The sequence below is a fragment of the Oceanimonas doudoroffii genome (assembly GCF_002242685.1).
Lineage (GTDB): Bacteria > Pseudomonadota > Gammaproteobacteria > Enterobacterales > Aeromonadaceae > Oceanimonas > Oceanimonas doudoroffii.
In genome coordinates this window covers 132,425-146,844 of record NZ_NBIM01000006.1, presented here as the reverse complement: position 1 = coordinate 146,844, position 14,420 = coordinate 132,425, and the positions used below count along the sequence as shown (strand labels likewise).

Sequence of the window (14,420 nt, the reverse complement as noted above, 5' to 3'; positions counted from 1 at the left end):
AAAACCATTACCGGCACCATGCGGCACATTGTCGCAGCCGTCAACGACTTACGGCATGCTTCTGCAGCATGCGCTGCAGGCTGCGCCTGTGCATGCCCAGGGCCCGGGCGGTGGCCGAAATATTGCCCTCGTGCTGCTGCAGCACAAACTGCACATATTCCCACTGGTGCCGCCTGAGTGAAGGCGATGCCTCCTCAATGCTCAGGGCCGCGGTCTGCTCTGTGCCTTCCTCTTCAAAGGCGGCAAGAATGGCGTCGATTTCTGCCGGTTTGGGCAAATACTGCACCGCGCCCAGCTTGATGGCGGCAATGGCGGTACTGATGCTGGCATAGCCGGTGAGCACCACAATGCGCGCCTCAGGCTGGGCCGCTACCAGCGCCGGCAGCAGTTGCAGGCCGCTTTCGCCGTCCAGATTCAGGTCCAGCAAAATGCCCTGGAAACGGGCGGACAGCGCCAGCACCTGCTCGCCGGTGGCCGCCCACTCCAGGTTCAGCCCCCGGCGTTTAAAGCCCCGGCACAGCAGGCGCGCAAACGTCTCGTTGTCATCCACCAGCAAAAAGTCGGTCATCATGAGATGGGCTCCAGCGGCAACAAAATGCGTGCGTAAACTCCCCCTTCGGCGTGATTGCTGAGCTCCAGCCGGCCGTTTAGCCGCGACAGGGTCGCATGCGACAACCAGACTCCCAGCCCCAGGCCGGCAGGTTTGTCCGAGTCGAACTGATCCAGTCCGGCCCGGCGCAACTGGGCCTCAGAGAGCACGCCGGTACGGTTATGCACGCCCAGCTCCCAGTCACCGTTGGTGTGAAACCGAGTATGCAGTTCAATGCGGCCTTCGCCGGCATCGGCGGCATTGTTGAGGATGTTGAACAACGCCGGCCAGAACAGCGGGCTGAGCCGCACAGTTCGGTCTTGCGCCATATTTGAATGCTGCCATTCTACCCGCACCTCCGGCCGCAGGTTCTGCCATTGGGCCAGTCGCTCCCCAAGAGTACGATAGAGCCGCACCGGCTCTCGTTCCGCCTGGCTCTGAGATTTAAGCCGGCTCAGAATATCGGCGCACTGTTCAAGCTGGGAATGGGCCAACTGCAGATCTTCCTGCACCTCACGGGGCAGATCGGGGGTTTCGCGCAGCTCTTCATTGAGCAGAAACAGGTTATTGAGGGGGGTGGACAGCTGGTGAGTCAGGCTCGCCGCCTCCATCGCCAGCACCAGCAGTCGCTCGTCGCTGTCCTGGCGCCGATAGGCCTGGTTCAGCCGCCGCTCCCGTTCACCCAATATACGCACCAGCCGGGATACACAGGAGGTGATCAACCCCGCCGATAGCGCAAAGGTCAGCCACATGCCCACCAGATGCAGGTTGAACAGGGCCTCGTGGCCGCCATGTTCTCCAGCCGGCAACGGCAGGTGCCAGAAGAACAACAGCAGATAGAGACCGGTGGCGATACCGGTCAGCCCCCAGGCAACCCCGGGTGAACACACCAGTGCCGCCATCATCAATGGCAGCAGAAACAGCACCGCCAGCGGATTGCTGGCCCCGCCGGTCAGTCCCAGCACCAGCCCCAGCGCCAGCACGTCCAGCAGCAGGCCACATGCCAGCAGCCGCCGTACCGGCCGGCCAAGGCGCCAGTCGCGATTCAGCCACAGGTTGATCACGGCCACGCCGATGGCCACCGCCGCCAGCGGCAGCAGCGGCAAATTAAGGTGCAACAGGTAGAACACCAGGGTGCTGGAGCCGAGCACGGCCACAAACATCCAGCGGCTGTACAGGCTAAAGCGCAGCACATGGTTCAGCTCGAGCAGGGGCAGGCTGGCGGAACGGAGTTGGGTCATGGCGGCCAAGTAACACACACAAAGCGCCATGGTAGCACGAATAAAAACGCCGGAAGTGCGGCGAAATGTCGCACTTCCGGCGTGTCGAAGTCAGCAACCCTGAGGGTGCTTCGTGCTACGGTTTCTTCAGGATGACGTTTTTACTGCATCAATATTCACAGTGGCTTCCGGTTCACCTTCTTCCGCGTCGGCCCGCTTGCCCAGCAGCCGCAGGCCGGCGGCCATGGCCAGGGTACAGATGATAATGCCCAGCCACCAGGGCATGCCGTAGGCCACCGGCACCACACCAAACAGGGTGGCGATTACCCCCACAAACAGCGCATAGGGCAACTGGGTGCGCACATGCTCCACCAGGCCGCAGCCCGAGGCCATGGCGGCCAACAGGGTGGTCTCGGCCAGGGGCGAACAATGATCCCCCCATACCGCGCCGGCCAGCACCGCCGCCACCGAGGCATAGAACAGATGCATGGCGTCCGGGTCGCCGGCCAGGCCATGGTGCTGCAGCACCGCCCAGGCCAGGGGCACCACCAGGGGCATCATGATTCCCATTACGCCCCAGGACGAGCCGGTGGCAAAGGCGGTAAAGGCCGACAACACAAACACGCTCACCGGAATTAGTTCCGGCTGCAGGCTGTCGCTGAGCACGCTCACCAGGTAATCGCTGGTATTCAGGGTCTCGTTCACCGACGACAGCGCCCAGGCCATCATCAAAATGGTGATGGGCAGCAGCATCGACTTCACCCCTTCAAACCAGTAATGGGCGGCCTCGTCCATGCTCAGCAGGCCCTGAATGCGGGTCATCACCAGCGCCACCAGGGTACTGAGCAGCGAGCCCCACATCATGGCGGTAAAGGAATCGCTGCTGCCGAACACATCGCGCAGGCCGGCCTCGGCGGGAAAGCCCAGCTCGCTCATGCCGGTGTACCATATTCCCCCAAGGGTGGTGAGCACCAGCACCGTCATGGGAACGATGGCGTTCAGCGCCCGATGGGGAATACCCGGTTTGGCATCGATGCTGGCTTCCTCGGCGATGGCTTCCCGGTCGGTCAGTTCATCGTCCGCCTCACGCTGTCGGCGCACCGCCCGTCGCTCGGCCTTGAGCATGGGGCCAAAGTCCCGACCACTGAGGCTTATCATAAACACGAACAGCAACGCCAGAATGGGGTAGAAGCTGTAGCTGATGGAAGCCATAAACACCCCGTAAGCGGAGCCGTCAAAACCGTCCACCAGGCCGAGCGCCTCATCAATCAGCCCCACCTGAAAACCTATCCAGGTGGTCACCAGCAAAATGGCCGACACCGGAGCGGCGGTGGAGTCCACCAGATAGGCCAGCTTTTCCCGGGAGATGCGCAGCCGGTCGGTGATATTGCGCATGGTGTTACCGACGATCAGGGCATTGGCGTAGTCGTCAAAGAAAATGGCGGTACCCAGCAGGCCGGTGGTGGTCTGGGCGCTGCGCCGGCCGCGCACAAAGCGGGTAATGTGCCGGGCAATGCCCACGGTGCCGCCGTTGCGGGAAATAATGCCCACCATGCCGCCGATCAGCAGACAGAACAACACCACCGACATATGCTCGGCATCACTGGCGGCGGCCAGCACATGCACGTTCACCGAGTCGAGCACACTGCTCAGCAGCTTGTCGCCGGCCAGGCCATAACCCAGCCAGCCGCCACAGCAGATGGCCACGAATAACGCCAGTATCACCTGACGGAACGCCAGCGCCAGCACAATGGCCAGCAGCGCCGGCACCACCGACAGCCAGGCGGCAATGGCCGGGCTGGCCGCTTCTGCCAGCACGGTACCGGCCTCATCCTGCAGGCTGAGCGCCAGGCGCTCGGCCTCAGTCACCAGCTCTATGATTGCCGCACCGTTTTCAAGGCTGACCGGCTGGCGGTTGTCTTCCTGCACCAGCCACAGGGGCTCGGTACCGGTAACCGTCACCTCAAAGGGGATGCCCTTCAGCACCAGGGCCGGGGCCTCAAGAGTGGGCTCGCCGGCCCGGGCCAGCCCGGGCAGCAACATCAGCAATGCCAGCAATGGCGTCAGCCAGTGGCGAATCTTGTATCCTTCCATGGAACCGTCTCCTGTCAGACCGAACGCAGATACCAGTCATACTCCTGAGAGCTGACGTGGCGCATAAACAGTTGCCGCTCGCCGTAGCGGTTGGCGTGGTATACCCGGCAGAACTCCTGGCCCAGGTATTCCGGCAGGATCTCATTGCGCTGCCATTGATCCAGCGCCTGGATCCAGCTGTTGGGCAGGCTGGGGGGATGACTGGCGTAGGCGTTGCCGGTCACCGGCTCAAAGGGCTTCAGTTGCTGGGTCAGGCCATGGTGAATGCCGGCAAGAATGCTGGCCACCAGCAGGTAGGGATTGGCGTCGGCACCGGCCACGCGATGCTCCAGGCGGCGGGCGGCGGGATTACCACCGGGCACGCGCACCGCCACGGTACGGTTGTCGGCGCCCCAGGTCTGGCTCATGGGCACGTAATAGCCGGGCTGAAAGCGACGATAGCTGTTGGCGTTGGGCGCAAACACCACCATGGACTCGGGCATCAGTGCCAGTACGCCGGCCACCGCCTGCTGCAGCAGCTCACTGCCGAGGGGGTGGTCGTCTTTACTGCAGAAGCGGTTATTGCCCTCATTGTCCACCAGGCTCACATGAATATGGGTGCCGCTGCCCGCCTCCTGATTGTAGGGCTTGGCCATAAAGGTGGCTTCCATGCTGTGGCGAGCCGCCACTCCCTTGATCAATCGCTTGAGCAACACCGCTTCGTCGCAGGCCTGCATGGCATCCGGCCTGTGCTTAAGGTTGATCTCAAACTGGCCCGGGGCGCACTCGGCAATGGCGGTGTCCACCGGCAGGTTCTGGATCATGGCCGCGTGCTGAATGCTCTCGATAAAGTCGCAATAGTCATCGAGATCCGACAGTGAATAGACCTGGCACTGACGATCCCGCTTGCCGCTTACCGGCGACACCGGCGGCTGTAGCTGGTGCTCGTCGTCCCGTTCCCGATCGATCACATAAAACTCGGTTTCCACCGCCACCACAGGCGTCAGCCCAAGATCGGCAAAACGATCCAGCACCCGCTGCAGCACATGGCGGGGATCGTACACAAAGGGGCTGTGATCATTTTCATACATGCTCATCAGCACCTGGGCGCAGGGCCTGTCCTGCCAGGGAACCCGACTCAGGGTGCCGGGCACCGGAAAGCACAGCCGATCGCCCTCGCCCTGATCCAGCCCCAGTCCGGTTTCCTCAATGGTGTTGCCGTTAATGTCGAGGGCAAACAGCGAGGCCGGCAGGCAGACCCCCTCTTCATAGGCCTTGAGCAGGCTGTCTCTGGGAATGCGCTTGCCGCGGATCACCCCGTTGATGTCACCGATCATGAGATCGATGGAATTGATATCCGGGTTTCGCTCCAGAAACTCCCGGGCCTCTTGCATGCCCCTGTCACTCATGGTGACCTCCATGTTGCGTTTTAATAACCATAACAGAATGACAAATGTTATAGGATAATGAACAAACTAAGGCAATCACTCATCAACACCAAAAGTTAACACTCTGTGAAAAATAGTTAACTTCGTCACATAAATTAAACTACACCGGCTATAAACAAGGCTTTTTCACTGGATTCTGCGCAAATGACATGCTTCCATGCAGTAACTGGAACGGCGATACCGACCGTTGATTATATAAACCAAACGGTTTGAGCAGGTGAGACCATGGAAAGAATAATGCACAAACCCCTGATCGGCGTTACCGCCTGTCAGCGACAGATTGAAGGGCACCATTGCCATATGGTGGTCAACAAGTACGTGGACGCCCTGCGCCACTCGGCCAACGTGGAGGTCGTGCTGCTACCTGCCCTGGCCGAAGGCCTGAATGAAGGGATCCTTGAGCGGCTCGACGGCCTCTGCCTCACCGGCAGCTACAGCAATGTGGATCCGCGTCATTATGCTCCCGATCGGGATCATCCCGACTGTCGGCTGGATCCGGATCGGGACGGATCCGCTCTGTCACTGATCCGCACTGCCCGCAAGCTGCAACTGCCACTGCTGGGGATCTGCCGTGGCCTGCAGGAAATGAACGTGGCCTGGGGCGGCAGCCTGCGCCAGCCGCTGCAGGTGTTGCCCGGCCTGATGGATCATCGTGAGCCGAACACCGACGGGGTCAACAGCCACTACGAGCCGGCCCATGCCCTCAGCCTGAACCCGGACGGCCTGCTGCACCGGCTCACCGGCGAGCTGAATTTCGAGGTGAACTCGCTGCACCAGCAGGGCATCGACCGCCTCGGCGAGGGTCTGCTGGCCGAGGCCCTGGCACCGGACGGCCTGGTGGAAGCCATCAGCGATCCCACCCTGCCCTTTGCCCTGGGCGTGCAGTGGCACCCGGAATGGCGCACCGACGAGCACCCACTCTACGCCGCCATCTTTACCGCCTTTGGCACCGCCTGTGCCCACTACCGGGACAGCATCAAGGCTTAAAAAAGCTCATTCAAACAAGAGGGGGACAGGCCGTTGCCGAAGTCATGGCCTGACCCCGACATATACATGAAGAAAAAGGACACCATCATGCACCAATACAACACCCAAGCGCTGCGCGAACAGGACGGCCAGCACCACCTGCACCCCTTTACCGACACCAAGGATCTGGGCAGCAACAGCCGCATCATCACCGGCGCAGAAGGCATCTATATTGTTGATTCAGAAGGCAACCGCATTCTCGATGCCATGGCCGGCCTGTGGTGCGTGAACCTGGGCTATGGCCGCCAAGAGCTGGTGGAGGCCGCCACCGCCCAGATGACCGAGTTGCCCTACTACAACAACTTCTTCAAGACCGCCCATCCGCCGGCGATCAAACTGGCCAAAAAGCTCACCGAGCTGGCCCCCGAGCACATCAATCACGTGTTCTTCACCGGCTCCGGCTCCGAGTCCAACGATACGGTCGTGCGCATGGTGCGCCGCTACTGGCAGCTCAAGGGCCAGCCGGAAAAAACCGTGATCATCGGCCGACGCAACGGCTATCACGGCTCCACCGTGGCCGGTGCCAGCCTGGGCGGTATGGCCCCCATGCATGAACAGGGCGGCCCCATGCTGGCGGATGTGGAACACATCGCCCAGCCCTACTGGTTTGGGGAAGGTCAGGAAATGAGCCCGGAAGCATTCGGCCTGCTGGCGGCACGCTCCCTGGAGCAGAAAATCAAGGAGCTGGGCGTGGAGCGGGTCGCGGCCTTTATCGCCGAACCGGTTCAGGGTGCCGGCGGCGTGATCATTCCCCCCGAGAGCTACTGGCCCGAAATTCAGCGCATCTGCGATCACTACGGCATTCTGCTGATTGCCGACGAGGTGATCTGCGGCTTTGGCCGGTTGGGACAGTGGTTCGGCAGCCAGCATTTCAACATCAAGCCCGATCTGATGCCCATCGCCAAGGGACTGTCGTCCGGCTATCTGCCCATCGGCGGCGTACTGGTGGGCGACCGGGTGGCCGACACCCTGATCGAGCAGGGCGGTGAGTTCTACCACGGCTTTACCTACTCCGGTCACCCGGCCTGTGCCGCCGTGGCCCTGCGCAACCTGGAGCTGATGGAAGAAGATGGCGTGCTGGAGCACGTGCGCGAGGTGGCCGCGCCCTACTTTGCCGAGCGCTGGGCCAGCCTGGCGGATCATCCCCTGGTGGGCGAAGCCCGCAGCCTGGGATTGCTGGGTGCCCTTGAGCTGGTGGCCGACAAGACCACCCTGGCCCGCTTTGAGCCGGGCATCGGCGGCCGCTGCCGGGACAACTGCTTTAACACCGGCATAGTAATGCGTTCCGTGGGCGAGACCATGGTGGTGTCACCCCCCCTGGTGATTACCAAGGCCGAGATCGACGAGCTGGTGCGCCTGGCCCGGGAGAGCCTGGACGCCACCGCCCGCCAGCTGGGCATCATGAGCTGAGGAGGCTGTCATGACGCAACATGCTCTTGCCCACTGGCAAGCCCTGAGTGAAGGACTGCGGCCCGAGGGCCGCGCCTTTATCAACGGCCGTTACTGCGAGGCCGTGTCCGGCGAGCACTTTGCCAGCCACAACCCAGCCACCGGCGCGCACCTGGCCGACGTGGCCAGCTGTGATAAGCAGGACGCCAGCCTGGCGGTGGCCCACGCCCGCACCGCCCTGCCCCACTGGGCCGGGCTGGCTCCGGCGGAGCGCAAGCGCCTGCTGCTGCGGTTTGCCGAAATGGTCGAAAGGCACGCCGAGGAACTGGCGCTGCTGGAAACCCTGGACATGGGTAAGCCCATCGCCAACAGCCTGAATGTGGATCTGCCCGCGGCGGCGCGCTGCCTGCGCTGGAATGCCGAGGCCATCGACAAGGTCTATGGCGAAATCGCCCCGACCGCGTCCAGCAGCCTGGGACTGGTGACCCGGGAACCCCTGGGAGTAGTGGCTGCCATCGTGCCCTGGAACTTTCCGCTGATGATGGCCTGCTGGAAAATCGCCCCGGCGCTGGCCGCCGGCAATACCGTAATATTAAAGCCGTCGGAAAAATCCCCGCTCAGCGCGCTGCGGCTGGCGGCCCTGGCCCATGAGGCCGGCCTGCCCGCCGGCGTGTTGCAGGTTCTGCCCGGTTACGGCCATACCGTGGGCAAGGCCCTGGCCTCGCACATGGACGTAAATGCCCTGGCCTTTACCGGCTCCACCGGCGTGGGCAAACTGCTGACCCAGTATGCGGGCGAGTCCAACCTAAAGCGCACCTTTATGGAATGCGGCGGCAAGAGCGCCAATATCGTGTTTGCCGACGCCGGTAATCTCGACTTTGTAGCGCAACAGGCGGCCCAGGCCATTTTCTACAACCAGGGCGAGGTGTGCATCGCCGGTTCACGGCTGCTGGTGGAAAACAGTATTAAAGACCAGCTGGTGGAGCGCATTGTGCACCACGCCGCCGCCTGGCAACCCGGCAACCCCCTGGATCCGGCCTCCGCCATGGGCGCCATTGTGGACGCCACCCAGCTCGACGGCATTGCCGGCCATGTGGCGGCGGCGCTGAAGCAAGGAGCCCGCCTGCGTACCGGCGGCGAGCCGGTGAACATCAACGGCGGCCTGTATTTTGCCCCCACGGTGTTTGATAACGTCACCAACAACATGGCCCTGGCCCGGGAAGAAGTCTTTGGCCCGGTGCTGGCGGTGATCGGCTTTGACAGCGCCGACGAGGCGGTGGCCATCGCCAACGACTCCCCCTACGGCCTGGCGGCGGCGGTCTGGACCCAAAACCTGGATCGCGCCCTGACCACGGCCCGACGGCTGGAGTCGGGCCAGGTGTTCGTCAACAACTATGCCGGCGGCGACATGACGGTGCCCTTTGGCGGTTACAAGCAGTCCGGCAACGGCCGCGACAAGTCGCTGCACTCCCTCGCCGAATACAGCCAGCTGAAAACCACCTGGATAGAGTTTGGCGCGGGCTGACGATGGTGTGAAACACCAGCAGGCCGAAAAACACCAAGGGCGCCAAAAAGCGCCCTTGGTGTTTATTCCACCCCCAACTGACGCAGATACAGCTGAAACAGCTCGGCCTGGCTGTTGATGGCGAGCTTGCCGTAAATATGCTTGCGGTGATTTTTCACCGTACCAGGACTGATGCACAACTGCTCGGCAATGGCGGCGGCACTGTGCCCTTGCAGAAACAACCGTGCCACTTGCTGCTCCCGCTCGCTCAGGCGTTCATCAAGAAACTCCCCCGTATCATCCTGACATAAAGGCGACGCCTGCCAGTGATGCTTTTCCAGCAGCGCCTGCAATAACGGAAAAAGGTAAGCCATCTTTTCATTCAGCAGGCGGGCGTCCAGCTGAGGCGGCGGCTGGTAGAAACCAAATGAGAAGGCCAGGGTGGTATTCGTGCTGGATGAAAACAGGCACATCAGCTCGTCATGCAACCCCAGTCCGGTGTAATAGGTCAGGAAGTATTCACTGCGCCTAAACTCAGACGGAGCTATCTCATCCAGACGAAACACACCGGCGGCAGCATGGTTCAGCCAATGCTGATAAAAGGGGTCCAGCTGGTACATGCCGGCACAGTAGGGATGCAGGGTCGCCATCTCCTGCTGCTGGTTCAGATTATGTAACAAGATCTCCGGGGCGCGATAACGGTAAAACCGGCACAACACCAGATCGATATGTGGAAAGTAGCTTTCAAGGCAGGCTCGCAGCCGCGGCAGAAAGTCTTTTTCATCGAGGGATGACAGTAATTTCGCCAAGGGTGCAAGAGAGTCGGGCGCAATATCCTTTTGCATGAACGCCATGTACCACCGAAACGTAAAACGGTGAATAAAATGTAACATTCAAACAGGACCCTGACCAGTGACGGCACTGTATCAGGGTCAGGTACTCACGCACCAATGTCCTTCAGCAACGGCCGCAGGCGTTCAATCAGCACCGCCTGGTGAGGCTGCAATTCCTGCTGGCCCCAGCGGGCAATATCATCTCCCGCCGGATCGGGCACGTGAATATCGCTTCGACTCAGGGTTTCGATCACCCGGTGGCCGCAAAAAGGCACATATCCCTCCGAATAGCCTCCTTCATGCACCATCACCAACCGGCCCCGGCACAGTCGGTCGGCGGCGATCATCACCTTCTCGGTCAGCCGACCAAAGGCATCGGCATTAAGCAACATGCAGCCGAGCGGATCCAGGGCGCCGGCATCAAAACCGCAGGCCACCACGATCAGTTCCGGCTTGAAACGATCCAGTGCCGGGATCACCAGTTGATCCATGGCCGCCAAGTAGGTGCCGATCCCGGATCCGGCCGGCAGCGGCACATTGAGGTTATAGCCGAAACCGGCCCCTCGGCCTCGCTCGTCCGCGCTGCCCGAGCCGATGGGATAGTTATTGTCGTGATGCAGTGAAATGGTCAGCACCTCTGCATCCTCATAAAACGCCTGCTGAGTGCCGTTACCATGGTGCACGTCCCAGTCGATCACCGCGACCCGGCGCACCAGGCCCCGCGCCTGTGCCGACCGAATGGCGATGGGAATATTGCCGAGCAGGCAAAACCCCATGCCCCTGTCCGCCTCGGCGTGATGGCCGGGGGGGCGTGACAGGCAATAGCCGTTGTCGACCTCACCGTTGAGTACCGCCGCCACCGTGGCCATTGCCAGGCCGGCAGAGCGGCAGGCAATGGGAAAGGCATCCTGGCGAAAGGGCGCATACTGGCCGGCATCACCAAACCCTTGCTCACTCATTGCATTGAGTTCATCAATATAACGCGGGGTATGAAAGCGCAGCAGGTCTTCCCGCGTTGCGGGTTCACCTTTTATCGGAAGCAGTTGATCCAGCAGGCCACTCACCGCCAGCAGGTTGCGCAACCGGCGCTTGGTTTCCGGGTGTTCGGCGGCAGCGGCAGGCTGCACAAAGCCACCGGGGCGGTCAAATACCGAGCAGGGGCCGGCATCGTGCCACAGGCAATGTTCGTGAAAGGCGAATCCGGTTCGTTTCATTGTGCTCTCCTTGTTCAAAATCAGGCCAGCAGCCACAGCAGTACCGTGGTGATGCAGGCGGCAATCAGGGTATAGGGCAGTTGGCTTAAGGCATGCTGCATCGGGCTGATGCCGCATCCCCGGGCGGAGATCACGGTGGAGTCACCAAAGAAGCAGGCATGGCTGCCAAAGGCCCCCGCCGACACCAGGGCCCCCAGGGTTAGCGCCATGTTGGCGTCCAGCGCCTGCGCCAGAGGCACCATGATGGGAAAGGCGATGGCATACACCCCCCAGAAGGAGCCGGTGGCAAAGGTCAGCCCGGCGAGCACCAGAAAGCTGAGCGCCGGCAGCCAGCGGGCGTTCATGTAGGGGGTAATGGTGTCGATCAAATAAGGCGCCAGCCCCAACTTCTCGTTCACCGCCTGCAGCACAAAGGCCGCAAACACGATGCCCAGGGGCAGCAGCATGGTGGCCATGCCCTGAATAATTTCGTCAAACAGCCGGGGCAAACTGGCCAGCCCCTGCAGCCGATACAGTACCAGCGACACCACCAGGGCACAGCCCACGCCCATCAGGGCATCGATGTCGAAATACCAGGTGGCCAGCAGCAGGGTCAGTACCGGCAGCATGAAGTTCATCAGCCGAGGCGGCTGACGGTGGCCCGGCTCGTCCTGCTCCACCGGCATGCTGTTGCCTTCAAGGCAGTCCCGCTCCGCCTGCCTCATGCTGCCCAGCAGCGGAATGACGCCAAAGGCCACCAGGGGCACCAGCAACAGCCCCACCCAGGGGTACACCAGGTAAGGCAACAGACTCAGGTAATAGTTGAAGCCCTCCCCTTCCGGCACCAGGCCATTGGCTTCGATCAAGCCGGCGAGATAAATTACCCAGGTGGAAAACGGGATCAGCAGGCACACCGGCGCCGAGGTGGAGTCCACCACATAGGCCAGCATGTCCCGGGAAATGTTCAGCTTGTCCGACAGCTTACGCATGGCGGTACTGACGGTCAGGGCGTTAAGATAGTCATCGATAAAAATGGCAATGCCCAGCAGCCAGCTGGCCATCAGGGCATGAGAACGGCGTTTCACATATTTACCCAGGCTGTCGCTGAAGGCCAGGGTAGCCCCGGAAAACTGCAGCAGAGCGATTAAACTGCCAAGCAGGCCGCATACCAGGATCAGCCAGCCCATGATGGGCCCCTGCATTACTTCCAGGGTGCTGGCCACAAAGTTGTGCAGCGTTCGCTGTGGTTCAATCAGGGCAAACCCGGTCAGGGCGCCGGCCAGCAGCGGCTCCAGGGTTCGCCGGATCAGTAACGCCAGTCCCAATACCACCAATGTCGGCACCAGGGCCAGCAGCCCGAATTCGCCGTTGTCTTTTCCCGTTCCAAAGAATATCGCCAGCAGCAACAAGCCACTCACTACCGCCAGCCGAATCCAGCCGATGGGCAGTTTATCCACTCGGGGGCGCAGTATTTTCTCCATGCCATCTTCCTCGTCGTTCCATTGACGATTCATCATGAAGGTGGCTGAAAGCAGGTAACATGTCCCCTGAGGGACATTTGGCGTGATCTGAATCACGGCAAGGGTGCACCATCACCCGATACGGATAATACGAGAATGAAAAGGACGGCCCTGGCTACAGGCAGGGCCTGTTCCTGAAGCAGACGAGGCCTCATTCATTTTTCCGCCGAGGCTCAGGCGCAATGCGCCTCGATCAGCCGTACCAGGGTGTCCAGCTCCAGGCGTACCTGCTCGTCAAATGCAAAGCCCATATTGATGCGCAGGCAGTCGCGGTAGTGCGCGGAGGCGGTGAACAGGTCGCCGGTGCGAATGTCCAGGCCGGCGCCGCGGGCGGCCTGCCCCAGTGCCTCGGCCGCCAGCCCGGGCACCTGCAGCCAGAGCACCAGGCCACCGTCCGGCTGGGCGATTCGGCTGCCCGAAGGCAGCCGTCGGGCCAGGTAATCTAGGTAAAACTGCTTTTGCCGAATCAACCGGATTCGGGTACGACGCAAATGCCGGGCATAAGCCCCGGTGTCGATAAAGTCGGCCATGGCCAGCTGTACCAGGGTGGGCACACCAAACAGCCTGGACGCCATGGCGGCACCAAAGCGACCCGGGCGACACCAGCCCAGCCGGTAACCGGGGGACAATGTCTTGGACACCGAACCACACCAGATCACATATCCTTCCTCGTCATACCAGGCGGCCGGCAGCGGCATGCGATCGCCGTGGGCCAGCTCCAGATAGACATCGTCCTCAATCACCGGCACGCGGTAGCGACTGGCCAGCCGTGCCAGCCGTTGCTTCTGAGCCACCGACATGGTGATGCCCTGGGGGTTCATGTGGCTGGTGCAAAACAGCCCCGCCTGCACCGTGCCTTCGGCCATCAGCCGTTCCAGCTGGTCCAGATCAATGCCGTCGGCCCGGGACGGAATCTCCACAATGCGCCGCGACATATGCGCCAACAGCTCGAGCAGGCCGTTATAACAGGGCGAACTGATGGCCACCGCGTCACCGGGCCGAGTGCAGATCTCCAGCGCGCTCTGCACCGCGGCCATGCAGCCATGGGTGATCATCAGCTCGTCGGCGCCGAGGGCAAAGCCCGCCTGACTGAAATGACTGGTCAGGGCTGCCAACAACGCAGGTTCGCCCAGGGGGGGCGGATATTCGCCGATCCGGCCGGCAGTGGCTGCCAGGGCCCGTCGAAAGCTGCGATCCAGACCATTGCGGGTGGCTTCGTCAAGCCCCAGCAGTGCCGTACCCAGGGGCCCACCATTCCGCTCCCGCGCCCGTGCACGACCTCGTTCCGGTGTCGCCACCCGGCTGGCAAAGGATGCCCATTCCGGCGCCGGCGCCACGGGCCGGCCGGCGGCCACGAAAAAACCCGCCTTGGGCCTGGCCACCAGCCAGCCGAGAGATTCCAGCTCGGCGTAACAGCTGACCGCGGTAGACATGCTGATCCCGTGCTGGCGGGCCAGCTGGCGCAGCGACAGCAGCCGCTCGCCCGGTGCCAGCCGGCCGGCTTGAATGTCGGTGATGAACTTCTCCGCCAGCTGCCGATATCTCGCCATCGTCATCTGTACCCCCTTACTTTTTAAAAATTGTATCTGTACCCGTCAGGTGCGGCAAGGGACACTCAATCCCCA

Annotated in this window: 11 protein-coding genes; 3 read left to right on the top strand and 8 right to left on the bottom strand. The window is 61.9% G+C overall.

Going from position 1 to position 14,420, the window contains the following annotated elements:
- Nucleotides 1-40 precede the first annotated feature (40 nt).
- The 4 genes from B6S08_RS14975 to B6S08_RS14960 form a co-directional block, all read right to left on the bottom strand.
- Nucleotides 41-571 carry a response regulator transcription factor gene (locus tag B6S08_RS14975; protein WP_169716416.1) on the bottom strand — a complete coding sequence of 177 codons (531 nt, stop codon included), beginning with the start codon at nt 569-571 and terminating at the stop codon, nt 41-43.
- Nucleotides 568-1,830, bottom strand: coding sequence for a sensor histidine kinase (locus B6S08_RS14970; protein ID WP_094201643.1), 1,263 nt, complete (start codon nt 1,828-1,830; stop codon nt 568-570). Before B6S08_RS14970 ends, B6S08_RS14975 begins: the two co-directional genes overlap by 4 nt.
- 126 nt (nt 1,831-1,956) lie before the next feature.
- Nucleotides 1,957-3,903 (bottom strand): Na+/H+ antiporter NhaC family protein, encoded by a 1,947-nt coding sequence (locus B6S08_RS14965; protein WP_094201611.1) that lies wholly within the window; start codon nt 3,901-3,903, stop codon nt 1,957-1,959.
- Between the two features lie 14 nt (nt 3,904-3,917).
- Complete coding sequence (locus B6S08_RS14960; protein ID WP_094201610.1) at nt 3,918-5,291, bottom strand: glutamine synthetase family protein; 1,374 nt, start codon at nt 5,289-5,291, stop codon at nt 3,918-3,920.
- A 276-nt stretch (nt 5,292-5,567) separates the two neighbouring features.
- On the opposite strand from B6S08_RS14960, the gene B6S08_RS14955 reads away from it, so the two are divergent.
- The 3 genes from B6S08_RS14955 to B6S08_RS14945 all read left to right on the top strand — a co-directional run bounded on the left by B6S08_RS14955 (nt 5,568) and on the right by B6S08_RS14945 (nt 9,270).
- Entirely contained in the window at nt 5,568-6,317 is a 750-nt protein-coding gene (locus B6S08_RS14955) for a gamma-glutamyl-gamma-aminobutyrate hydrolase family protein (RefSeq protein WP_094201609.1), read from the top strand.
- A gap of 87 nt (nt 6,318-6,404) precedes the next feature.
- Nucleotides 6,405-7,766, top strand: coding sequence for an aspartate aminotransferase family protein (locus B6S08_RS14950; RefSeq protein ID WP_165662035.1), 1,362 nt, complete (start codon nt 6,405-6,407; stop codon nt 7,764-7,766).
- A gap of 10 nt (nt 7,767-7,776) precedes the next feature.
- Complete coding sequence (locus B6S08_RS14945) at nt 7,777-9,270, top strand: aldehyde dehydrogenase (RefSeq protein WP_094201607.1); 1,494 nt, start codon at nt 7,777-7,779, stop codon at nt 9,268-9,270.
- 62 nt (nt 9,271-9,332) lie between these two features.
- On the opposite strand, the gene B6S08_RS14940 is transcribed toward B6S08_RS14945, so the two are convergent.
- The 4 genes from B6S08_RS14940 to B6S08_RS14925 all read right to left on the bottom strand — a co-directional run bounded on the left by B6S08_RS14940 (nt 9,333) and on the right by B6S08_RS14925 (nt 14,351).
- Nucleotides 9,333-10,103, bottom strand: a complete 771-nt coding sequence (locus B6S08_RS14940; protein ID WP_094201641.1) for a helix-turn-helix transcriptional regulator — start codon at nt 10,101-10,103, stop codon at nt 9,333-9,335.
- Nucleotides 10,104-10,189: 86 nt separating this feature from the next.
- Nucleotides 10,190-11,296 (bottom strand): class II histone deacetylase, encoded by a 1,107-nt coding sequence (locus B6S08_RS14935; RefSeq protein ID WP_094201606.1) that lies wholly within the window; start codon nt 11,294-11,296, stop codon nt 10,190-10,192.
- Nucleotides 11,297-11,316: 20 nt separating this feature from the next.
- Nucleotides 11,317-12,792 carry a Na+/H+ antiporter NhaC family protein gene (locus B6S08_RS14930; protein ID WP_245849875.1) on the bottom strand — a complete coding sequence of 492 codons (1,476 nt, stop codon included), beginning with the start codon at nt 12,790-12,792 and terminating at the stop codon, nt 11,317-11,319.
- A gap of 176 nt (nt 12,793-12,968) precedes the next feature.
- The gene (locus B6S08_RS14925) at nt 12,969-14,351 is read right to left on the bottom strand and encodes an aminotransferase-like domain-containing protein (RefSeq protein ID WP_211284245.1); all 1,383 of its coding nucleotides are present in this window, start codon (nt 14,349-14,351) and stop codon (nt 12,969-12,971) included.
- Nucleotides 14,352-14,420: the final 69 nt, after the last annotated feature.